At 69.4% G+C, this 20,657-nt stretch carries 19 protein-coding genes and 1 pseudogene; 15 read left to right on the plus strand and 5 right to left on the minus strand.

The window, feature by feature from the left end:
• Positions 1-27: 27 nt before the first annotated feature.
• Positions 28-702, plus strand: a complete 675-nt coding sequence (locus tag R1Z03_RS12135) for an aspartate/glutamate racemase family protein (RefSeq protein ID WP_317360051.1) — start codon at positions 28-30, stop codon at positions 700-702.
• Between the two features lie 40 nt (positions 703-742).
• Here R1Z03_RS12135 and R1Z03_RS12140 read toward each other — a convergent pair whose 3' ends face one another.
• Positions 743-1,939 carry an MFS transporter gene (locus R1Z03_RS12140; protein WP_317360353.1) on the minus strand — a complete coding sequence of 399 codons (1,197 nt, stop codon included), beginning with the start codon at positions 1,937-1,939 and terminating at the stop codon, positions 743-745.
• A 444-nt stretch (positions 1,940-2,383) separates the two neighbouring features.
• Between R1Z03_RS12140 and uvrA the strand changes: the two genes are divergently transcribed.
• The 9 genes and pseudogenes from uvrA (at position 2,384) to R1Z03_RS12185 (ending at position 9,220) form a co-directional block, all read left to right on the plus strand.
• The gene (gene uvrA, locus R1Z03_RS12145; protein ID WP_317360355.1) at positions 2,384-5,404 is read left to right on the plus strand and encodes an excinuclease ABC subunit UvrA; all 3,021 of its coding nucleotides are present in this window, start codon (positions 2,384-2,386) and stop codon (positions 5,402-5,404) included.
• A gap of 117 nt (positions 5,405-5,521) precedes the next feature.
• A complete protein-coding gene (locus R1Z03_RS12150) occupies positions 5,522-6,415 on the plus strand; it encodes a DUF6402 family protein (RefSeq protein WP_317360053.1) in 894 nt (297 codons plus the stop codon).
• Positions 6,415-6,837: a hypothetical protein gene (locus tag R1Z03_RS12155; protein WP_317360055.1), complete on the plus strand. Its 423-nt coding sequence runs from the start codon at positions 6,415-6,417 to the stop codon at positions 6,835-6,837. The genes R1Z03_RS12150 and R1Z03_RS12155 overlap by 1 nt, the downstream gene beginning before the upstream one ends.
• Positions 6,834-7,238: a hypothetical protein gene (locus tag R1Z03_RS12160; protein ID WP_317360057.1), complete on the plus strand. Its 405-nt coding sequence runs from the start codon at positions 6,834-6,836 to the stop codon at positions 7,236-7,238. The genes R1Z03_RS12155 and R1Z03_RS12160 overlap by 4 nt, the downstream gene beginning before the upstream one ends.
• A 184-nt stretch (positions 7,239-7,422) precedes the next feature.
• Positions 7,423-7,554: pseudogene (locus tag R1Z03_RS12165) on the plus strand (DUF6402 family protein); the annotation flags it as partial.
• Positions 7,554-7,958 (plus strand): hypothetical protein, encoded by a 405-nt coding sequence (locus R1Z03_RS12170; RefSeq protein WP_284406551.1) that lies wholly within the window; start codon positions 7,554-7,556, stop codon positions 7,956-7,958. The pseudogene R1Z03_RS12165 and the gene R1Z03_RS12170, both read left to right, overlap by 1 nt.
• 20 nt (positions 7,959-7,978) lie before the next feature.
• Positions 7,979-8,401, plus strand: coding sequence for a hypothetical protein (locus R1Z03_RS12175; protein ID WP_317360356.1), 423 nt, complete (start codon positions 7,979-7,981; stop codon positions 8,399-8,401).
• On the plus strand, positions 8,401-8,799 hold the full coding sequence (locus R1Z03_RS12180; RefSeq protein WP_317360059.1) for a hypothetical protein: 399 nt from the start codon (positions 8,401-8,403) through the stop codon (positions 8,797-8,799). Before R1Z03_RS12175 ends, R1Z03_RS12180 begins: the two co-directional genes overlap by 1 nt.
• A gap of 16 nt (positions 8,800-8,815) precedes the next feature.
• The gene (locus R1Z03_RS12185; protein ID WP_372588259.1) at positions 8,816-9,220 is read left to right on the plus strand and encodes a hypothetical protein; all 405 of its coding nucleotides are present in this window, start codon (positions 8,816-8,818) and stop codon (positions 9,218-9,220) included.
• 26 nt (positions 9,221-9,246) lie between these two features.
• Here R1Z03_RS12185 and R1Z03_RS12190 read toward each other — a convergent pair whose 3' ends face one another.
• The 3 genes from R1Z03_RS12190 to R1Z03_RS12200 all read right to left on the minus strand — a co-directional run bounded on the left by R1Z03_RS12190 (position 9,247) and on the right by R1Z03_RS12200 (position 13,927).
• A complete protein-coding gene (locus R1Z03_RS12190; RefSeq protein WP_317360062.1) occupies positions 9,247-10,710 on the minus strand; it encodes a DUF1501 domain-containing protein in 1,464 nt (487 codons plus the stop codon).
• 38 nt (positions 10,711-10,748) lie between these two features.
• Positions 10,749-12,653 (minus strand): DUF1800 domain-containing protein, encoded by a 1,905-nt coding sequence (locus R1Z03_RS12195; RefSeq protein ID WP_317360064.1) that lies wholly within the window; start codon positions 12,651-12,653, stop codon positions 10,749-10,751.
• 239 nt (positions 12,654-12,892) lie between these two features.
• The gene (locus tag R1Z03_RS12200; protein ID WP_317360066.1) at positions 12,893-13,927 is read right to left on the minus strand and encodes an alpha/beta hydrolase; all 1,035 of its coding nucleotides are present in this window, start codon (positions 13,925-13,927) and stop codon (positions 12,893-12,895) included.
• 226 nt (positions 13,928-14,153) lie between these two features.
• Between R1Z03_RS12200 and R1Z03_RS12205 the strand changes: the two genes are divergently transcribed.
• The 3 genes from R1Z03_RS12205 to R1Z03_RS12215 all read left to right on the plus strand — a co-directional run bounded on the left by R1Z03_RS12205 (position 14,154) and on the right by R1Z03_RS12215 (position 17,577).
• Positions 14,154-14,909 carry a response regulator gene (locus R1Z03_RS12205; RefSeq protein ID WP_317360068.1) on the plus strand — a complete coding sequence of 252 codons (756 nt, stop codon included), beginning with the start codon at positions 14,154-14,156 and terminating at the stop codon, positions 14,907-14,909.
• A complete protein-coding gene (locus R1Z03_RS12210; RefSeq protein WP_317360070.1) occupies positions 14,906-16,294 on the plus strand; it encodes an ATP-binding protein in 1,389 nt (462 codons plus the stop codon). Before R1Z03_RS12205 ends, R1Z03_RS12210 begins: the two co-directional genes overlap by 4 nt.
• A 176-nt stretch (positions 16,295-16,470) precedes the next feature.
• A complete protein-coding gene (locus R1Z03_RS12215; RefSeq protein WP_317360072.1) occupies positions 16,471-17,577 on the plus strand; it encodes a serine hydrolase in 1,107 nt (368 codons plus the stop codon).
• 88 nt (positions 17,578-17,665) lie between these two features.
• On the opposite strand, the gene R1Z03_RS12220 is transcribed toward R1Z03_RS12215, so the two are convergent.
• Positions 17,666-19,636 (minus strand): methyl-accepting chemotaxis protein, encoded by a 1,971-nt coding sequence (locus tag R1Z03_RS12220; protein ID WP_317360075.1) that lies wholly within the window; start codon positions 19,634-19,636, stop codon positions 17,666-17,668.
• A gap of 106 nt (positions 19,637-19,742) precedes the next feature.
• Between R1Z03_RS12220 and R1Z03_RS12225 the strand changes: the two genes are divergently transcribed.
• Positions 19,743-20,066 carry a metalloregulator ArsR/SmtB family transcription factor gene (locus tag R1Z03_RS12225; RefSeq protein WP_317360077.1) on the plus strand — a complete coding sequence of 108 codons (324 nt, stop codon included), beginning with the start codon at positions 19,743-19,745 and terminating at the stop codon, positions 20,064-20,066.
• Between the two features lie 77 nt (positions 20,067-20,143).
• The gene (locus R1Z03_RS12230; RefSeq protein ID WP_317360081.1) at positions 20,144-20,650 is read left to right on the plus strand and encodes an arsenate reductase ArsC; all 507 of its coding nucleotides are present in this window, start codon (positions 20,144-20,146) and stop codon (positions 20,648-20,650) included.
• Positions 20,651-20,657: the final 7 nt, after the last annotated feature.

Genomic DNA, 20,657 nt, shown 5'->3' on the forward strand with positions numbered 1-20,657 from the left:
AAAGCCAGCCCAGCGGTGTCCGTCGCCATGTGCCCATCACCTACCAAGCCCAACCCCCCGCGCATCGCGCTGATCCATGCCCTGCCGCATTCCGTCGAGCCCATCAACGCCGCCTTCGCGCAGCAGTGGCCCGAGGCGCTGCGCATGAACCTGCTGGACGACAGCCTCTCGGCCGATCTGGCGCGCTCGGGTGCGGGGCTGGATGCGGCCATGCACGACCGGTTCCTGCGGCTGGCGGACTACGCCGTGGGCACGGGCGCACACGCGCTGCTGTTCACCTGCTCGGCCTTCGGGCCGTGCATCGAGGCGGTGGCGCGCCGGCATGCGGGGCTGCCGGTGCTCAAGCCCAACGAGGCCATGGTGGACGACATCGCGCAGGCCGCCGGCGAAGGGGCCGTGGGCCTGATCGCCACCTTCGCACCCACGCTGGCCTCCATGCCGCCGGAGTTTTCCGCGCACGTGGCGCTGCACACGGCCCTGGCCGACGGCGCGCTCGACGCGCTGAACCGGGGCGATGCGGCGCTGCACGACCGGCTCATCGCCCAGCAGGCACTTGCGCTGCAGGCGCAGGGCTGCCGCCGCATCGCGCTCGCGCAATTCAGCATGGCGCGCGCCCGGGGCGCATGCGAGGCGGCCACGGGGCTGCCGGTGTTCACCACCGTGCACAGCGCCGTCGCGCGGCTGCGCCAGCGGCTGGGCTGAAAAGAAAAAAAGGTGGACACGCCGGGCGGCGCAGGCGCGCTCAGTGCCCCGCCGGTGCGCCGCCCGCCTGCCGGCCCACCGGCCGCAAGCCCCAGCTGGCGGCCAGCCATACCGCGCACAGCAGCGCCGTCACGGCAAAGAGCTGCGGCGTGCCGGCCCACTTGGCCAGCGCGCCGCCCAGGGCTCCCCCGGCGAACAGGCCCAGCGACTGCAGCGTGTTGTAGGTGCCCAGGGCCGCGCCGCGCAGGTGCGGCGGCGCCATGCGCGAGACCAGGCTGGGCTGGCTGGCCTCCAGCGCGTTGAAGCCGCAAAAGAACACGAACAGCAGCAGCCCCAGCGCCCACAGCGCGGGCACGGCGCCGGCCGCAGCCGCGCCGCCCAGGCCCAGCTGCACCAGCAGCACCAGGCCGATGGCGGCCAGCAGCGATTCGCGCAGGCGGCCGCGCCGCTCCAGCGCGAACAGCCCGCCCATCATGGCGAACGACAGCACCACGGCGGGCAGGTACACCTGCCAATGCGCGGCCTTGGGAAGTCCCGCCTGCACCAGCAGCGCGGGCACGGCGACCCACATGGCCATCTGCACCGTGTGGAGAACGAAAACGCCCAGGTTCAGCCGCAGCAGGTCGGCATGGCGCCACACCTCGGCCAGGCGCCCGCGCGGGGCGTCGGCATGGCGCGCGGGCTCGGGCGGCACCACCCACAGCACCACGGCGATGCCGCCCAGCGCCAGCGCGCAGGTCAGCCCGAACAGGCCCGCCAGGCCGATGTGCGCGGCCAGCACGGGGGCGGCGACGAGCGCCACGGCGAACATCAGCCCGATGCTGCCGCCCACCAGCGCCATGGCCTTGGTGCGCACGGCATCGCGCGTCTGGTCGGCCAGCAGCGCCGTCACGGCGGCCGACACTGCGCCCGCGCCCTGCAGCGCCCGGCCGGCCAGCAGCCCGGTGAGCGAGTCGGCCAGCGCCGCCAGCAGGCTGCCGGCGGCGAACACGGCCAGGCCCAGCACGATCACGCGCTTGCGCCCGAAGCGGTCGGACGCCATGCCCAGAGGCAGCTGCAGTACCGCCTGCGTGAGGCCGTAGATGCCCATGGCCAGGCCGACGAGCGCGGGATCGTCGCCGCCCGGGTATTTGCGCGCTTCGAGCGCGAACACGGGCAGCACGAGGAACAGCCCCAGCATGCGCAGCGCGAAGATCAGCGCCAGCGCGAGGCTGGAGCGGCGCTCCAGCGGCGTCATGGCGGTGGCGTTGGACGGGGGCGAGGCGGTGGCGCCTGGACCTGGAAGGTGGGTGGAGGAATCCGGCACGGTGGGTGCGCTGAGGGCCTGAAGCCAAAGCCGCGATTCTCGCCCATCGCCCGCAGGCCGGAACCGGCGCCACCGCGCAGGCATTGACGGCCTGGCGAACCCGTTTTCGCCGCTGCGGGCAAAAAGGCCACCATGCCGGCGGATTCATTGCCCTGATTGCTATTAAATAAGGAGCAGATGGTTTTCCGGCCCGCCGCCGGACCGCCCCCCGCCCGGCAGCAGGGGCCGGGTGGCCCTGCGGACGGCCCGCGCCGGGGGCGTGGCCTATCATGGTGGGTTTCCCCGCCCAGAGCCGCGCCCACCGTGAACCACTCCCCCTTCTCCCGGCCCGCCGACGATGGCGACGCCCCTGCAGCGCCGGCCGCCGGCCGCTACCTGGGCGCCGCCCTGCAGCAGGCTCGCATCAGCATCCGCGGGGCGCGCACGCACAATCTCAAGAACATCGACCTGGACATCCCGCGCAACCAGCTGGTGGTGATTACCGGGCTGTCGGGCTCGGGCAAGTCCAGCCTGGCGTTCGACACGCTTTATGCCGAGGGCCAGCGCCGCTATGTGGAGAGCCTGTCGGCCTATGCGCGGCAGTTCCTGGGCCGGCTGGACAAGCCCGACGTGGACCTGATCGAGGGCCTGTCGCCGGCCATCTCGATCGAGCAGAAGGCCACCAGCCACAACCCGCGCTCCACCGTGGGCACGGTGACCGAGATTCACGACTACCTTCGCCTGCTGTACGCGCGCGCCGGTACGCCGTACTGCCCCTACCACGGCCTGCCGCTGGCTGCCCAGACGGTGAGCCAGATGGTGGATGCCGTGCTGGCCCTGCCCGAGGACACCCGCCTCATGGTGCTGGCCCCGGTCGCGCGCGACAAGAAGGGTGAGTTCACCGAACTCTTCGCGCAGATGCAGGCGCTGGGCTATGTGCGCTTTCGGGTGGACGGCACCATCTACGAATATGAAAGCCTGCCGCAGCTCAAGAAGACCGAAAAGCACGACGTGGACGTGGTGATCGACCGCCTGAAAGTGCGCGCCGAGATGCAGCAGCGCCTGGCCGAAAGCTTCGAGGCGGCCCTGCGCGTGGGCGGCGTGGAGGGCAACGGCCGCGTGCTGGCGCTGGAGATGGATGGCGGCCAGGAGCACCTGTTCTCCAGCAAGTTCGCCTGCCCCGTGTGCAGCTATTCGCTGGCCGAGCTGGAGCCGCGCCTGTTCTCGTTCAACTCGCCCATGGGCGCCTGCCCAGCCTGCGACGGCATCGGGCAGCAGGAGGTGTTCGATCCCGCGCGCGTGGTGGCCTTTCCGTCCTTGAGCCTGGCCAGCGGCGCCATCAAGGGCTGGGACCGGCGCAACGGCTACTACTTCGCCATGCTGGAGAGCCTCGCCAGGCACTACCGCTTCGATGTGGAGGCACCCTACGAATCGCTGCCCCCGCCGGTGCAGCAGGCCGTGCTGTACGGATCGGGCGAGGAGGAGATCGCCTTCAACTACGTGCTGGACAGCGGCGCCAACAAGGGCAAGGCCATCGTCAAGAAGCACCCCTTCGAAGGCATCCTGCCCAACATGGCGCGGCGCTACCGCGAGACCGATTCGGTGGTCGTGCGCGAAGAACTCGCGCGCTACCGCAGCACCCAGCCCTGCCCCGAATGCCACGGCGCACGGCTGCGGCTGGAGGCGCGCCACGTGAAGGTGGGCGAGGGCGAACAGGCCCGTGCCATCTACGAGGTGAGCCACGCCACGCTGGCCGACGCGCACGCCTGGTTCTCGCAGCTCAAGCTCACCGGCGCCAAGGCCGAGATCGCCGACAAGGTCGTGCGCGAGATCGGCACGCGCCTCACGTTCCTGAACGACGTGGGGCTGAACTACCTGAGCCTGGACCGCAGCGCCGAAACCCTCTCGGGCGGCGAGGCGCAGCGCATCCGCCTGGCCAGCCAGATCGGCTCGGGCCTGACCGGCGTCATGTACGTGCTCGACGAGCCCAGCATCGGCCTGCACCAGCGCGACAACGACCGCCTGATCGCCACCTTGCAGCACCTGCGCGACATCGGCAACAGCGTGATCGTGGTCGAGCACGACGAGGACATGATGCGCGCCGCCGACCACGTGATCGACATGGGCCCCGGCGCCGGCGTGCACGGCGGCCGCGTGATGGCGCAGGGCACCTACGACGCGGTGCGCGGCCATCCCGATTCGCTCACGGGCCAGTACCTGTCGGGCACGCTGTCCATCCCCGTTCCCCCGCGCCGCACGCCGTGGCTGCCCGTGATGGAAGGCACCCCCGCGGCCCCCGAAGCGGCGAAGAAGGGCAAATCGCGCTTCCCTGAAACCGAGGCCAGCAAGCGCCGCGCGGAGCAGCGCGCCGAGCGCCAGGCCGAGCACCGCGCCACCCAGGGCCGGCTGCAGGCCCTGCGCGTGGTTGGCGCCACGGGCCACAGCCTGAAGAACGTGAGCGTGGAGTTCCCCGTGGGCCTGCTCACCTGCGTGACCGGCGTCTCCGGCTCCGGCAAGAGCACGCTCGTCAACGACACGCTGTATGCCGCCGTGGCGCGCCAGCTCTACCGCGCGCACGACGAGCCCGCGCCGCATGAGGCCATCGAGGGCATGGAGTATTTCGACAAGGTCATCAACGTCGACCAAAGCCCCATCGGCCGCACGCCGCGCAGCAACCCCGCCACCTACACCGGCCTGTTCACGCCGATCCGCGAGTTGATGGCCGAGGTGAACACCGCCAAGGAACGTGGCTACGGGCCCGGGCGCTTTTCCTTCAACGTGGCCGGCGGCCGCTGCGAGGCCTGCCAGGGCGACGGCGTGGTGAAGGTGGAGATGCACTTTCTGCCCGATGTGTACGTGCCCTGCGACATCTGCCACGGCCAGCGCTACAACCGCGAGACGCTCGAAGTCCTGTGGAAGGGCAAGAACATCGCGCAGATCCTCGACCTCACGGTGGAAGACGCCTTCGCCTTCTTCAAGGACGTGCCGACCATCGCGCGCAAGCTGCAGACGCTGCTGGACGTGGGCCTGTCGTACATCCGCCTGGGCCAGGCCGCCACCACGCTCTCGGGCGGCGAGGCCCAGCGCGTGAAGCTCGCGCAGGAATTGAGCAAGCGCGACACCGGCCGCACGCTCTACATCCTGGACGAGCCCACCACCGGCCTGCACTTCGCTGACATCGACCTGCTGCTCAAGGTGCTGCACCAGCTGCGCGATGCGGGCAACACCATCGTCGTGATCGAGCACAACCTGGACGTCATCAAGACGGCGGACTGGATCATCGACATGGGCCCCGAGGGCGGCGCCGGCGGCGGCACCGTGGTGGGCGAGGGCACCCCCGAAGACCTGGCCGCCAACCCGGCCAGCCACACCGGGCGGTACCTGGCGCGCTACCTGCCGTCCACAGCGCAGGGCTGATCGATAGTTACGTTACTTTCGGTGGCAAATCAGTTGCCCCGAACCGCGCCGTGCGCCGGTTTTTACCCCCAGAATCCGCGGTTCTAAAAACAACCGAAGACGGAACGGGGAGGTCCCATGAACAAGGGCATGGTCCAAGTGGACCAGGAGCGCCTGCGCGCGCAACTGGAGAAAAAACTGCCGCCCAAGGTGCGGCTTTTTCAACTGGATGACATCCCGGTGGTGATGCGCTCGCGCATGGGGTGGCCAGTGGCGGCGGCGTTGATGGAGCGGTGGTTTCGGGGGGCGGCGTTTGAGATGCCGGGTCCGATGAAGCGGGGTGAGGTTGTCAACCGGCCCAGCACTCTCAGTGCGGCGCAATTGGATGAGAACACCGTTTCCATGGCCTGGGCGCGTGGTTTCGCAAGGGTGAACGCCGCCATGGCAAAACTGCAATCCCAGTGGGCCACTCCAGCTGGCGTGGTGCAACTGAAAAAAATCGTCAGGGAACAAGGCTTGGGTCGCCTGGGAACGCAAGAGTGGCGGTTGGGCGACCTGTCAAAGCCCGCGAAAATCCTGGACGAAACCTGCCAAGTGAATTACCTGGGGTTTGGCCGACTCAGCGATCCTCTGGACGATTTCTATGGGGCCATGGGCGAGGCCACCCTGAAAGTGGCCGTATCAGGCATGGTGACGCCGAAAGGAACTGGAAAAACTTCGATTGCCATCGACGAATTGGGTTTCTATCTGCGAGACGCCTACGATTTCAACGATGGCGAAAATTCCTTTCTTTCGCAGCCCCTGGGCTTCTGGGGTTTCGGGGGCGTCGAACGACTCCAGTGGGGTTCAGGCGTCTCCATCTCCGAGCAATGGGTTCAGGAGACAGATGCTCAAGTACGAAGCCACACTTACCTAGTGCAGAACACGGACTTTCGTCGCTGGCGTGCGTTACACGGCAGGGGTGGCGATTTCATCGTCCTTTCGAACGTGCACCGTGTGCAGCTTCCTTTTCCGATTCACATGGAGTGGTGATGCCCTGGAAAGATTTGAAAAAAGTGCCATGCATCGCGTGGTGTCTGGCCATCAACGCATTGCTCTTCGTAGGGTGGCATGTCTATGCCCCGACTTTTTTGTACAGCGACAACAGCCCGCACATGACCTATCGCGTGGATGTTTACAACGCCTCGATTCTTCAGAGAATCATTCACTACAACTTCGGAATGCCTGCGATCGTGCGGCTGTACAGGGTGGAGCCCAGGGCGCTACTGGCCGAAAGCCATGTCGTTGATATGAGCGCAGGAAATGGCAGTATCAGTTGGCATACCGCTCCTCCGCTCGATTTCAATGAGGTGTATGCGGGCCATGGCGTGCTGTTCGAAAACATACCCTCTGAATGCCCCACCCAGGCACCGCCGCCGAGCTGTCCGAACCGGCCAGAAACGGAATCACGATGAAGCACTTCGCCTGGAGCAAGATCCCTTGCATCGTCTGGTGCCTGGCGTTGAACGCTGCGCTGTTTCTGGCGTGGTACTTGTCTACGCCGGCGCTCTACAACCGCTACAACAGTCCTCTGCATACCTATCGACTGGAAATCTACGATGCATCCTGGTGGCAGCGTGTGCAGCACCTGGATTCAAAGAAGCCTTCTGTAGTCCGTCTCTACCATTCCGATTCTCAGGCGTTGTTGGGGACCAGCCCGGTGGTCGACCTTTGGCGCAACGATGCCATCGTCTGGAGCGTTAACTCGCCGGGAGACGACAACCATGTGCGTGTGGGGAAGGACGTGCGGTTCGACAAACTTCGGTCCGAGTGCGCGCCGCCGTCTCCCCTACGCATCTGCGAGCAACAGCAATAAGCCATGCGCCGCAGCGGTGATGAATTCATTGGATGTTGGCCCCACTCCAAGAACCCCATGCTCACCGGATACGCCGCCCCACCAAGATTCCCCAGGCAACACCCAACCTCTCCATATTTGCTACCAGCGCGCCATCGTCGCGGCCTGCCCGCGATGGGCACATGAGAGCGAGACCAAAGCGCGTGGTCACACTTACCTTGTGCAGAACGAAGACTTTCGCAAATGGCGAGCAAAGCATGGGCGCGGCGGCGACTTCATCGTCCTGTCCGATGTGCACCGTGTGCGCCTTCCTTTTCCGATCAAGCTGGAATGGTGATGAAACTGTCAGATCTTCGTAAAGTCCCTTGTATCGTTTGGTGCCTTGCACTGAATGCGATTATTTTTTTGGTCTGGTACGCGGCGACCCCCACTTTTTTCGATAGTGAGAACAGTCCTCACCGCGTTTACCGCCTGGAGTTCTACAAGGCATCAATCGTTCAGCGTGTCATCCATTACGACTACAAGATGCCTTATGTGGTGCGTCTTTACCGGGTTAATTCCAGGACATTGCTCGGTGAAAGCGAAGTGGTCGATCTCTGGATGAATGGCGAGACCAGTTGGCATTTGGATGCGCCGGTAGCCACTAACAAAGTTTACGTAGGGCGGGATGTGTTCTTCAACAACATTCCTTCCGAATGCACGGACCCTACTTTGCCACCAGATTGCCCTGCCAAGAAGTGAAGCAGATCAATGCCGGACCCATGATTTTCTCTTGTAGAGATGGTGAAAAACCTGTTTTCAATAGAGGCTCGTGCTTCGTCCGGTGCTTGGCGGTGACGGCCCTCTTTGTCATGGCTTGGTACGCCATGACGCCCACATTTTTCGACAGCGAAAACAGCCCGCATCGCGTTTACCGCCTGGAGTTCCATAAAGCATCTCCCTTGCAAAGAATCGCCCATCTCGATTTCAAGATGCCCTATGTCGTGCGCTTGTACAAAATCGAGCCCAAGACGCTGCTGGGTGAAAGCGAGGTGGTCGATCTCTGGCTGAACGGCGAAATCACGTGGTATCTGAATTCTTCGGTGGACCGGAACGAAGTGCGCGTCGGCAGGGATGTCTTGTTTGAAAAAATCCCAGCGGAATGCACACCTGCGTCACCGTTGGTCAGTTGTCCCAAGCCTTGATGCGCCCTTTGAAAAAAATCCCGTGTGTCGTGTGGTGCCTGATGCTGGGTGGTTGTGTTGTTTTGGGGTGGCGCGCCACTTCCCCTACGTTCCTGTACAGCTACAACAGTCCTCATGAAATCTATCGCCTTGAGTTCCATCGGGCATCGATCCTGCAGCGCATCGTCCACCACGATTTCAGGATGCCTTTCGTCGTCCGGCTATATCGTGTTTCGCCCAAAACGCTGTTGCGAGAAAGTGAAGTCGTGGACCTTCAAGGTGGTGGGCAGTTCGACTGGCACCTTGATCCACCAGTCGCTACCAACAAGGTGTATGTAGGCAATGAAGTGGTGTTTGAGGGCATCCCCTCGGAATGTGGCGACCCACCGCTTGCCAGTGGGTGTCCCGCCAAGCCTTGATGAAAGCGCGCCGGCCGTGAGCGAAACTGTGCAAATCAGGAAAACCACCCTCGGATGGGGTACGGCCCTGGTAGCCCTCGCTGCTTTCGCTTGGTATGCCTCAACACCGACTTTTTTCGACAGCGAAAACAGTCCGCATCGGGTTTACCGACTGGAGTTCTACAAAGCATCGATCCTCCAGCGCGTCTTTCACCACGACTACAAGATGCCTTACGTGGTGCGGTTGTACCGCGTGGATTCCAGAACTTTGCTGGGTGAAAACAGCGTGGTCGATCTATGGCTGAATGGAGAGACCTACTGGTATCTGGACCCGCCGATGGACATGAAGAGAGTGCGTGTGGGGCGCGATGTGCTTTTCGACAACATCCCCTCCGAATGCACGGACCCGACACGGCCACCGGATTGCGGCCCCCACAACTGACGCTTGCTAACCCACCGCGCCACCCATCACCCCAAGAATCCCAGATTCACCGGATACGCCGCTCCCCCGAAATTCCCCAGCCTCGGCAGCACGCCGGTCATCTCGGTGTTCGCCACCCCGAACCACCGCGCCATCGTGGCCGCGTACTGGTCCACGGCGGTGCTGGGCAGCAGGCGGCCCTGGCCCACGTGCCACTGGTCTTCGCTGCCGCTGCCGTTGCCCACGCTGATGGGTGGCGGCGTGCCGTAGAAGGCCGCGCCGCGCACGGCGCCGCCGACCACGAAGTGGTGGCTGCCCCAGCCGTGGTCGGAGCCGTCGCCGTTGGACGTGAGCGTGCGCCCGAAGTCCGATGCGGTGAAGGCGGTCACCTTGTCGGCCACGCCCAGCTCCACGGTGGCGTTGTAGAACGCGGTCATGGCGCTGCTCACGCGGTCCATCAGCACGGCCTGGCCCGAGACCAGGTTGTCGTGCAGGTCGAACCCGCCCATCGACACGAAGAACACCTGCCGCCGCGTGCCCAGCGCGCCGCGCGCAGCGATCAGCCGCGCCACCACCTTGAGCTGGTCGGCCAGGGGGTTGCCCGTGGGGAACGCGGTGGACACGCCCGCGCCCGCGAGCGCGGCGGAGATCTGCCCTTCCGAGCCGATGGAGCGCTGCGTCACGCGCGCGTATTCGGCCTCCATCGCGTGGGCGCTGGCGGCCTGCACCAGCTCGCTCAGCACGCCGCGCACGGCGCTCGATCCATAGACGTTGTTCTTGACCCCGTTGATGGGCACGGCGCCGCTGGTGCTGATCTGGTATTGCAGCGCCTGGTCGCCCGAGAGGAACACCGCGTTGCCGCTGGCCGAGATGCAGGTGAACAGCGAGTTGGTGTTGGCCGACAGGGCGAGGTCGCCCAGGTTGCCGCCCCAGCCCACGGTGGAGCCTTCGGCGCCCTGCGATTGCCACACCGACTGCTGGTCGTTGTGCGAAAAGAGCTTCGGGGGCAGCGGGTAGGTGCGGCGGTCGGCACTGGCGTACTGCGCCCGCGTGAGCGGCACCACCAGCGGCCCCACGTTGAGCTGCACCGCCGCGCGCCCGCTGTTGAAGAGGCCGGCCATGCCGGTCATGGCGGGGTGCAGCGCGTACTGCAGGCCGCCCGCGAGGACGCTGGCCGGCTGCAGCACGGTGCCGCCCAGCGCACTGCGACCGAGCGCGATGCCGCCCGCGGCACCGTCCGCGCCGCCGCCGCGGATGGTGGCGTACTGGGCGTAGCGTGCGCTGTCGTAGGGCACGACGGTGTTGGCGTAGTCGTTGCCACCGTACAGGAAGACGCACACCAGCGCCTTGTAGTCGTTGGCTTCGAACGCCGCGGCCTCGCCTAAAGCGGCGAGGTTGAGGGCGAACGGCAGCGCGGTGCCGGTGGCGGCCAGCTGGGCCGAGCGCCGCAGGAAGGCGCGGCGCGTGTGGCGGGCCGGGTCGATGAAGGGGGTGGACGGGTTCGTGGGCATGGGCGTGTTCCGTAGGCGTGTCCGTGGGGCAGGGGCGGTCACTTCTGCACGAGGTATTCGGGGCTGGCCATCACCAGCAGCACGGCCGCGGCGACGCGGTTGAGCTGCACGGCGGCGGTGCTGCTCGCCGTGACGGGCGTGGTGTTCAGCGCGGCGGCGATGCGGCCCTGCGTGGCGGCGGACACCTGGCCCGCCGACAGCAGCAGCGCTGCCTTGCGCACCAGGGCCGTGGCGTCGGCCACCAGCGGCAGCAGGTTGGCGTAGGTGCAGGCGATGTCGAAGCCGTTGCTCGCGTTGCTGACGTTTTGCGGCAGGTCGGGCGCGTTCACGAAGATGCCGTTGCGGATGGCGTTCTGCATGAAGTTCAGGTAGCCGCTCACGCTGGTTTCGTTGACGATCTGGAACTCCGGCGCGACCTGGCCGTTGGCGGCCATGGCGGTGGCCGGCGGCACGTAGCCGGGGCGAAAGAAGTTGAACACCGACCCCGCGCGCATCGGGCTTTGCCCCAGGCGCGTGGCGGGGTCGCTCAGGTCGCCGATCTTCCAGCTGCCCTGCGCGGAGCGCAGCCCGAAGGTGCGGCCCCATTGCACGAAGCGCACCATGGGCTCGCGCAGGCGGCCGAACTGCGGGTTCGCCAGCCCCGTGGCGCTGCGTGCTTCGGTGTCGAGCAGCACGGCGGCCACCACCGCGCGCAGGTCGCCCCGGGTGCCGCTGCCGTTGTTGGCGAACGCCGCCGCCACGCGCGCCACGTAGGCGGGGCTGGGGTTGCTGGTCACCAGGCGCTGGATGAGCTGGCGGCCGATGAAGGGGCCGACGTTGGGGTGGTTGAAGAGGGTATCGAGCGCCGTCTTGAGCGCCGCCTCGCCGGGCGTGCCGGCCCCGACGGTGGTGCCCAGGAACGTGGCGGCCAGCGTGGAATGCCGGCTGGCGGTGAGCACCATCGGCAGCCGGGCCTGCTGCGGGCTGGGCACGGTGCTGGTGCCCACGGTGGTGGGCTGGTTCTGGCTGCGGTCGTAGTCGTAGCCGGTGAATACGCGCGCCAGGTTGCTCACGTCGGCGGCGGTGTAGCTCTCCAGCCGGTTGCCGCTGCCGTCGCGCTGCTCGGTGCCGTCGGCGTTGAGCTGGTACAGGCCCAGCGTGAACAGCTGCATCACTTCGCGGGCGTAGTTCTCGTCGGGCTGGCGGCCGGTGCGGGCGTCTTCCTTCTGGTTGCCGCGCGTGTTCAGGTACACGCCCATGGCCGGGTTCAGCGTCACGGCCTCCAGCAGCGCGCGGAAGTTGCCGAGCGCGTGCGTGTTGAGGACGTCCCAGTAGCCGGCGGCCAGGAAGGCGTTCCAGGTCTGGTCCAGGCCGTTGACCGAGACCACCATGATCTCCGACAGGGCCAGCGCCACGCGCTTGCGCACCGCGTCGCCCGCGGTGAACAGCTGGTTCCACAGCATGAAGTCGGCCGGGTAGGCCGCGTTGTAGAAGCGCGTGTCGGCATTGGCCACGCCGTAGCCGCGCTGGGTGAGCCAGTCGGTGCCTGTGGTGCCGATGGGCTGGGCGAACTGGTTGGCCAGCCAGGCGGCGTAGCCCTGGCCGCGCACCTCGGCGATGGATTCGTCGGTGGCCGAGAACTGCGCCTGCAGCAGAAACCGCGCGGCCTCCTCGTCGGTGGCCGGGGCGTTCACGGCCCCCGTGCCGCCGCCCGAGGGCGCCGGGCTGGGGGCGGGGCTGCCTGTCGCAGGCGGCGCGCTGGTGCCGCTGTCTTCGCTGCCGCCTCCACCGCCACCGCAGGCGGCCAGCAGGGCGGCCGCCAGCGCGGCGGCGCCGGCGGCCGGGGTGTTGGAAGGCAGCGAGGGGGCGGGGGACGGGGCGGGCTGCGGGGCCGGCGATGGGCCTGATGAGTGGGGCGCAGGGTGGTCGGCGCCGGGGGCGGGTGCCGCGGGGGTCAGCATCATGGGCGTCTGTCCCGGGCGAACGGGAGCGTGGCGGATGGGGACACGGGCATCGCCGGGGCGTCGGGGCGACGGCGGCGCGCGAGGAGGGGCAGGAATTTTTGGGAACGGCGCGCCCGCCCATTCCGATGACAGGCCGATGCAGCTGTTACATCCGGTCTGTGTCCGGTTGTTACCGCCGCAGCGGGGCGCGCCGGTCCGCTTCCTCGGCCGCCATGCCCGGCCGGCGCCCGGCCGCGCCGTCAGCGCCCCAGCCGCCGCGCCACTTCGCCGTCGAGCGAGGCCATGAACGCTTCCACGGCGCGCGTGTAGTCGCTGTCCAGGCCGAGGGTGCCGTTGATGTCGCCATGCGAGAGCGCCTGCGGCAGCACCTCGGCGCGGCTGCCGGCCTCGCGCACGCGGCGGGCCATGTGCACGGCCTGCTGGCACGGGTGGTCCGGGCGCACGGTCGAGCACACGAACTGGAACGGCGCCGCGCCCGGCACCAGCTGGTCGTAGGGCGACAGTGCCGCCCAATAGGCCGGGTCGTCGCCGAAGGCCTCGTCGTAGAGCGCGGCGTGGTGCGCCCCCATGAGGGCGGGCAGGTCCAGCACCGCGCTGTCCAGCGACACCGCGCCCAGCCAGGGCGCCGCGCCCGCGCGCTGCGCCAGCGCCGGCTGGGCGTTCAGCAGCGCCACCAGGTGCGCGCCCGCCGAATGGCCCATGAGCACGGTCCGGGTGCCGTCGGCCCCCCACTGCGCCGCCCGCTGCTGGACCGTGGCGAGGGCCGTGGCCACGTCGTGCGCCTGCAGCGCCACGCCCGTGTCCGGCAGCAGCCGGTAGTTGACCGACACCAGCACGAAACCGAGCGGCACCCAGCGCGCCACCTTCTCCTGCACCACGCGCTCCATGGCCTTGTCGCCCGTGCGCCACGCGCCGCCGTGGACCATGAAGAGGATCGGCGCCCGTGGCCCGGCGGCCGGCCGCGCGGAGGCGGGCGGCAGGTACACGTCCATGCGTTGCAGCGGGTCGTTGCCGTAGGGCACGTCGAAGAGGCGCTGCACGCCTTCGGGCAGCCGCGAAATGCTGCGGGGGCTCTGCTCTCCCAGCCACCCGACGGTCTTCAGGCCCCCGCCCCCGGCCCAGCGCCCCTGCCAGGGCCCCTGGGCCTGCGCCGGCAAGGCCCATGCGGCGCCGGCCAGCAGCAGCGCGGCCACGAGCGGGTGGCGCAGCCCAAGGGGCGCAAGGCGGTGGGACGGCGAGTGGGTGGCGGTATGGGCGGGGGCGTGGGCGGTCATGGCATCGGACTCCTGGGAGGGCAGTGGCGGTTGGGTGGGGCGCCGTGCGCGGATCGCTGCGCCCTCGCCTCCACTGTGCCGCGCCACCGTTCCAAAACGATGGCCCGCGCATTCCAAGTGATGACAAACCATGACCGCTGCGCCAGCCCTGTCATGGCCTGACACGGGCATGCCGATGGCGCCGCGGGCCGGCCCTACCATCGCGGTCAATCACAGGGGTTTTTCCATGACCGATGCGCTGGCCCGGATTCTGGTGGCCGATGACGAACCCGACCTGCGGGCGCTGCTGGAGCGCTATCTGGGCGACCACGGCTACGCCGTGCGCACGGTCGACGGCGCCGGCCCGCTCGACCGGCTGCTGGCGCGCGAGCGCTTCGACGTGCTGGTGCTGGACGTGATGATGCCGGGCGAGGACGGCCTGGCCATCTGCCGCCGCCTGCGCGCGCAGGGCGAGACCATTCCCATCCTCATGCTGACCGCACGCGGCGACCCGGTGGACCGCATCGTCGGCCTGGAGATGGGCGCCGACGACTACCTGCCGAAACCCTTTCAGCCGCGCGAACTGCTCGCGCGCATCCAGGCCATGGTGCGGCGCCAGCGCATGCTGGGTGCGCACGCCGGCCCCGCGCCCTCGGCCGGGCGCGTGGCGTTCGGCGATTTCACGCTGTGGCTGGACGAGCGCCGGCTCGAGCGCGCGGGGCAGGACCTGCCCATCACCACCGCCGAATTCGCGCTGCTGCGCGTGCTGGCCGGCTACCCGCACCGCCCGCTGGGGCGCGACCGGCTCATCGCGCTCGCCCACGGGCCGGCGCATGCCGCCACCGACCGCAGCATCGACGTGCAGGTCATGCGCCTGCGCAAGCTGATCGAGGCGGACCCGGCCCGGCCGCGCCACATCCGCACCGTGTGGGGCGTGGGCTACGTGTTCGTGCCGGATGCCACGGCGCCGCCGCCCGCCGATGGCGCGGAGGCCGCCCCATGAGCGCCCCGGCCGGGTCCGCGACCGGGGCGCGCCGCGCGCGCTGGCCGCGCAGCCTGCTCGGGCGGCAGTGGCTGCTGGTGGCGGCCCTGGTGGTGCTGGGCCAGCTGTGCGCGGCCTGGGTGGCACGGCAGATGGTCCTGCGCCCCCGCGCCGAGCAGGTGGCCGAGGGCGTGGCCCGCCATGTCGATGCGCTGCGCGCCGGGCTGGCCGCGCTGCCGCCTGCGCAGCGGGCGGCCTTCACCGACGCCTTCAACCGCCGTGCCCGGCAGCTGGCCGGCACGGCCGCTGGCGCCGCGCCCGGCGCGCGGCCCTCGCCCGTGGAGCGCACCTTCATGCAGGCCGTGGAGCGCCGCCTGGCGGCCGATCCCGACCGCGCTGGCGCCGCCACCGCCCCCCGCTGGCGGCGCGACGAGGCCGGCGGGCTCGTGCTGCGCGTGTCCTTCGACGGCGCGGACCACTGGCTCGGCCTGCCCGGCCTGTTCCCCACGCGGGAGGCCACGGGTGCCTGGCTGATGGCCACGGTGGCCGGCATGCTGCTGGCGCTGGCCGCGGCCTGGTGGCTGCAGCGGCACCTGCACCGGCCGCTGGCGCGCGTGGTGGCGGCGGCCCGGCGCATCGCGCGCGGCCAGCCGCCGCCGCTCCTGCCCGAGGAGGGGCCCGAGGAACTCGCCACCGTCAGCCGCAGCATCAACGCCATGGCGCTCGCCCTGGCCCGTGCCGACCACGACCGCGCGCTGATGCTGGCCGGCGTGTCGCACGACCTGCGCACGCCGCTCACCAAGCTGCGCCTGGGCGTGGAGATCGCGCAGCCCCGGCTGGACGGCGACCTGGCCGCCAGCATGGCGCGCAGCATCGACGAGATGGATGCCATCGTCGGCCAGTTCCTCGATTTCGCCCGGGTGGGCGAGGCCGAGGCCCCGGTGCGCGAGTCGCTCGACGCCCTGGTCGACGCCGTCGCCCAGGCCCAGGCGGACCACGGCCGCACGGTGCGCGTGGAGCCGGGCGGCGCCCCGCCGCTGCCCCTGCGCCCCCAGGCCCTGCGCCGCGCCGTGGACAACCTGGTGGAGAACGCCTGGCGCCACGGCGCCGCCCCCGTGGTGCTGCGCACGGGCGGGGCTGCGCAGGGGTCGGCCGCGTGGATCGAGGTGCAGGACGGCGGCCCGGGCATCGCGCTGCAGGACCTCGCCCGCGTGCGCGAGCCGTTCGCGCGCGGCGGCGCGGCGCGCTCGGGGTCGCCGGGGGCGGGGCTGGGCCTGGCGATCGTGGAGCGCGTGGCGCGGGCGCACGGGGGCACGCTGGAACTGCATGCCGCGCCCGGGCAGGGGCTGCGGGCGCGCATCGTGCTGCCGCGGGAGAACGGCGCTGGCGGACTGGAAAAGGATTAGCGCAAAATAGGGCGCCAGCGCAATCAGTACTAGGGCATATCGCTATTTAATTGATAGCATTTCCCGGGCCGATCTGCACCGGCCCGGCGGTTTCGGTTCCTGGCGCCGGCAGGGACCGCTGAACCCATTCCGCGCCCCACCACGCTGCCCCTTCCATTCCATTCCATTCCATGCCGATGCCTTTGCGAACCCTGTGCGGCGCGGCCCTGCTGCTGCTCGCCAGCGCGTGCACGTCCGTCCCACCGGCTTCGACGGCGCCCGCGCCCGCCGCCTTTCCCGGCGCATCGTGGGAGCCCCAGCCCGTCGCGGAGCAGGGGCCGGCCTGCCGCCGCGGTCTCGCAGCCACCGGCGACTACCTTCGCACCCTGGACACGACCGCCCTGATGGCGGTGCAGGACGGCCGGGTGCTGTTCGCGTACGGCCCGGTGGAGGCGGTCAGCATCGTGTTTTCGGTGCGCAAGAGCGTGCTGTCGATGCTGTACGGCCCGCCCGTGGCGGACGGCACCATCGACCTCGACCGCACGCTGGCGGACCTGGGCATCGACGACACGGGCGGCCTGCTGCCGATCGAGCGGCAGGCGACATTGCGTGACCTGCTCACCGCGCGTTCGGGCGTCTACCATGCGGCCGCCAATGGGGGCGACGACGCGGCGGCTGCGCCGGCGCGCGGCTCTCAGGCGCCGGGCCGCTATTTCCTCTACAACAACTGGGACTTCAACGCGGCCGGCACCGCCTTCGAGCGCATGACGGGGCGCAGCATCTACCAGGCCTTCGCGGACGATCTGGCCGCGCCGCTGCAGCTGCAGGACTTCGACCCGGCACGGCATGTGCGCAGCGGCGATGCCCGGCGGTCGGAGCACCTGGCCTATCCCTTCTTCCTGTCCACGCGCGACATGGCGCGGCTGGGCCATCTGATGCTGCAGCAGGGCCGCTGGCGCGGGCGGCAGCTCGTTCCCGCGGACTGGGTGGCGCGGATCACGCAGCAGACGACGCCAGCCTCGCAGATGCACCCGGCGCACACCGCGCGGCGCGGCTTCGGGTACGGCTATTTGTGGTGGCTGCTGCAGGAGCCGCCGGACTCGCCCCTGGCAGGCGCCTACATGGCCTGGGGCGTGCACGGCCAGTACATCCTGGTGGTGCCGAAACGGCAGATGGTGATCGCGCACAAGCGCCAGGTGCCGGTGGCGGGCGACTGGAACGTCAGCTGGGTCGGTCCGAAGGCGTTCCTGCACGCTGCCCGCCTGCTGGCGGCCGCGCCCTGCCGGGCCGGCGAGGCGCCCTGACCGGTCCGCGCTGCCGCCGGGGTCGGCAGGGAGGGCCGGAAAGGGCCGCGAAAAATGCCACCAGCGCAATCAGTACTAGGGCATATTGCTATAGAATTTGTAGCGTATCGCCCGGCTGTACCACCGCGTCCCCGGCCCCCAGCCGGAACACTCCCGCCGCCCGCACCAGTTCCTCCGCCTGCGCCCGCAGGCTGTTCGCCGCGGCGGCCATCTCCTCGACCAGCGCGGCGTTCTGCTGGGTGGCCTGGTCCATCTCGGTGACGGCCTCGCCCACCTGGGAGACGCCCAGCGACTGCTCGTGGCTGGCCGCGCTGATCTCGCCCATGATGTCCGTCACGCGGCGGATGGCGGTGACCACATCGGTCATGGTGCTGCCCGCCTGGTCGGCCAGGGCGCTGCCCTGCGCCACCCGTTCCACGCTGGCGCCGATCAGCGCCTTGATCTCCTTGGCCGCCTCGGCGCTGCGGCCGGCCAGGCTGCGCACCTCGCCGGCCACGACGGCGAAGCCCCGGCCCTGCTCGCCCGCGCGGGCGGCTTCCACCGCGGCGTTCAGCGCCAGGATGTTGGTCTGGAAGGCGATGCCGTCGATCACGCCGATGATGTCGCCGATCTTGCGCGAGGCGGCGTGGATGCCCTGCATGGTCTCCACCACGCGCGTGACCACGGCGCCGCCCTGCACGGCCACGGTGCTGGCGTGTTCGGCGAGCTGGTTGGCCTGCCGCGCGCTGTCGGCGTTCTGGCGCACGGTGGCGGTCATCTCCTCCATGGAGGCGGCGGTTTCCTCCAGCGCGCTGGCCTGGGCCTCGGTGCGGGCCGACAGGTCCATGTTGCCCTGGGCGATCTGGGCGCTGGCGGTGGCCACGCCCTCGGAGCCGCTGCGCACCTGCGCCACCATGGGCTTGAGGCGCGCGCGCATCTGCTGCTGCGCGGCGATGAGCCGGCCCACCTCGTTGCTGCCGTGGGTGGTGTCCTCGCCGCTCAGGTCGCCCGCGGCCACGGCGCTGGCCAGGTCCACGGCCTGCGCCAGCGGCCGGGTGATGGAGCGCACGAAGACCGCCGCCAGCCCGCCCGCGAGGGCCAGCGCCAGCGCCATGGCCAGCGCGGCGACACCCAGGGCGCGCTGGTGGCGGGCCACGCGCTGCTGCAGCGCGGCCTCCAGGCTGGCCATGGCGGTGGCGTTCAGGGCGCTCAGCGCCTCGATGGTGGCCGAGAGGTCGTCGAAGTAGTCCTTGGCGGGCAGGGTGATCTCGGTGGCCTGGAGCAGCCCCCGGTCGGCCAGGCCGCGCGATGCAGCCACGCGCTGGCGCACGGCCGGCACCTGGGCGCCCAGCGCCTGCCGCAGGCCGGCATCGCCGGCCATGGCGCGGTCGAAATTGCGGAAGGTGCTTTCCTCCAGCTCGCCCACGCGCTGCTGCAGCGCCTGCAGCGAGCCCTTGCCTTCGGGCGGCAAGCTGGCGCGCGCCAGATAACCGGCACCCTGGCCGCGCAGCAGGCCGATTTTTTCGCCGAGCAGCGGGGCGTAGACCAGCGAGGCCTGGATCAGGTCCTGCGTGGCGGTGTCGGGATCGGTCTGGAAGCCGTAGGCGTGCAGCAGCTCCTCGCTCACCCGCAGCAGGTCGGCCACCAACTGCGTGTGCCGCGCCAGGGCCTGCGCGGCGGGCAGCGCACGGGCCGCCACGGCCTGCTCCAGCGCGCGCCAGGCCTGCGCTGCGTCGGCCCAGGCCTTGACCTGCGCCGCGGGGGCCGCGGCGGCCGCCATCTGCCGGTCGGCCTCGGCCAGGGCCTGGTTCATCGCATCGCGCACGGCGGGCCGGCGCGCGCCCAGCACCTCGTCCCCGTTGAGCATGGCGGCCGACAGGCCCCGGTGCACCTGCAGCCACTGCGCGGCCTGGTTGACCGCGATGATGGCCGGCGCGCCCACGCTCTCATGGCGCGCATCGCCGATCTCCTGCAGCGCGCCGCGCACGTACAGCCCGGTGGGCAGCGCGGACATCAGCACGGCGATCACGCCGAGGATCAGGAATTTCTGAAGCAGGGTGAGGCGGTGGAGGAGGGGCATTTTGTGTAAACAAATGTTTGGCTCTGGGGTCTAGCAAGACATGTGCCTTTGCTCTTCTCGAAGGGCTTTCGTTTTAATAATTCAATGATTGTTGTATAGTCGAATCATGAATGAATCCGATGTGGTCCAAGCCCTGGCTGCCCTGGCGCAGGCCGTGCGCCTGCGTGTCTTTCGGGCGCTGGTGGTGGCGGGCGAGGACGGCCTCACGCCCGGCGCCCTGGCCGAGCGCCTGGAGATCGCGCCCAACACCCTGTCGTTCCACCTCAAGGAGCTGACGCATGCGGGCCTCATCAGCCAGGAGCGCCAGGGCCGCAACCTGATCTACCGCGCCGCCTACCCCGCCATGAACGCGCTGCTGGCCTATCTCACCGAAAACTGCTGCCAGGGCGCGCCGTGCCTTCCCGCCGGCGCCAACGCATGCCTGTGCTAGCCATGCCGGCCACGCGCGGCCTTCAGCCACTTCGAGCCCTCCCGCCCCATCGCACTGCCGGCCATCCGGAGCCCTCCATGATCCACACCCCACGCGCCCTCAACGTCCTTTTTCTCTGCACCCACAACTCGGCCCGCAGCATCCTGGCCGAGGCCCTGCTCAACGACCTGGGCCAGGGCCGCTTCCATGCCTATTCCGCCGGCAGCCACCCGCGCGCCCACCAGCGGCCCAATCCGCTGGGCATCCAGGTGCTGCGCAGCGCAGGCATTGCGACCGACGGCCTGCGCAGCAAAAGCTGGGACGAATTCGCCGCGCCGGGGGCGCCTGCCATGGACCTGGTCATCACCGTCTGCGACAGCGCGGCCGGCGAGGTGTGCCCGATCTGGCCGGGGCACCCGGCCACGGCCCACTGGTGCCATGCCGATCCCAGCGAAGGTGGCGGCACCGATGCCGAGAAGCTGGGCGCGTTCCGCAACACGCTGCACGCCATGAAGCGGCAGCTGGAGCGGCTGGTCGCCCTGCCGCCGGACCGGCTGGACCGCGCCGTGCTGCAAGCCAGCGTCCGGCAGCTGGCCACCGATTGAGGACGCC

Origin of the sequence: Acidovorax sp. BLS4 (genome assembly GCF_032929295.1) — a bacterium.
GTDB lineage: Bacteria > Pseudomonadota > Gammaproteobacteria > Burkholderiales > Burkholderiaceae_C > Paracidovorax.

Coding starts and splice junctions, on each gene's coding strand:
- R1Z03_RS12135 (WP_317360051.1), top strand. CDS start 28: ATGTGCCCATCACCTACCAAGCCCAACCCCCCGCGCATCGCGCTGATC.
- R1Z03_RS12140 (WP_317360353.1), bottom strand. CDS start 1,939: ATGACGCCGCTGGAGCGCCGCTCCAGCCTCGCGCTGGCGCTGATCTTC.
- R1Z03_RS12150 (WP_317360053.1), top strand. CDS start 5,522: ATGAACAAGGGCATGGTCCAAGTGGACCAGGAGCGCCTGCGCGCGCAA.
- R1Z03_RS12155 (WP_317360055.1), top strand. CDS start 6,415: ATGCCCTGGAAAGATTTGAAAAAAGTGCCATGCATCGCGTGGTGTCTG.
- R1Z03_RS12160 (WP_317360057.1), top strand. CDS start 6,834: ATGAAGCACTTCGCCTGGAGCAAGATCCCTTGCATCGTCTGGTGCCTG.
- R1Z03_RS12170 (WP_284406551.1), top strand. CDS start 7,554: ATGAAACTGTCAGATCTTCGTAAAGTCCCTTGTATCGTTTGGTGCCTT.
- R1Z03_RS12175 (WP_317360356.1), top strand. CDS start 7,979: ATGATTTTCTCTTGTAGAGATGGTGAAAAACCTGTTTTCAATAGAGGC.
- R1Z03_RS12180 (WP_317360059.1), top strand. CDS start 8,401: ATGCGCCCTTTGAAAAAAATCCCGTGTGTCGTGTGGTGCCTGATGCTG.
- R1Z03_RS12190 (WP_317360062.1), bottom strand. CDS start 10,710: ATGCCCACGAACCCGTCCACCCCCTTCATCGACCCGGCCCGCCACACG.
- R1Z03_RS12195 (WP_317360064.1), bottom strand. CDS start 12,653: ATGATGCTGACCCCCGCGGCACCCGCCCCCGGCGCCGACCACCCTGCG.
- R1Z03_RS12200 (WP_317360066.1), bottom strand. CDS start 13,927: ATGACCGCCCACGCCCCCGCCCATACCGCCACCCACTCGCCGTCCCAC.
- R1Z03_RS12205 (WP_317360068.1), top strand. CDS start 14,154: ATGACCGATGCGCTGGCCCGGATTCTGGTGGCCGATGACGAACCCGAC.
- R1Z03_RS12210 (WP_317360070.1), top strand. CDS start 14,906: ATGAGCGCCCCGGCCGGGTCCGCGACCGGGGCGCGCCGCGCGCGCTGG.
- R1Z03_RS12215 (WP_317360072.1), top strand. CDS start 16,471: ATGCCTTTGCGAACCCTGTGCGGCGCGGCCCTGCTGCTGCTCGCCAGC.
- R1Z03_RS12220 (WP_317360075.1), bottom strand. CDS start 19,636: ATGCCCCTCCTCCACCGCCTCACCCTGCTTCAGAAATTCCTGATCCTC.
- R1Z03_RS12225 (WP_317360077.1), top strand. CDS start 19,743: ATGAATGAATCCGATGTGGTCCAAGCCCTGGCTGCCCTGGCGCAGGCC.
- R1Z03_RS12230 (WP_317360081.1), top strand. CDS start 20,144: ATGATCCACACCCCACGCGCCCTCAACGTCCTTTTTCTCTGCACCCAC.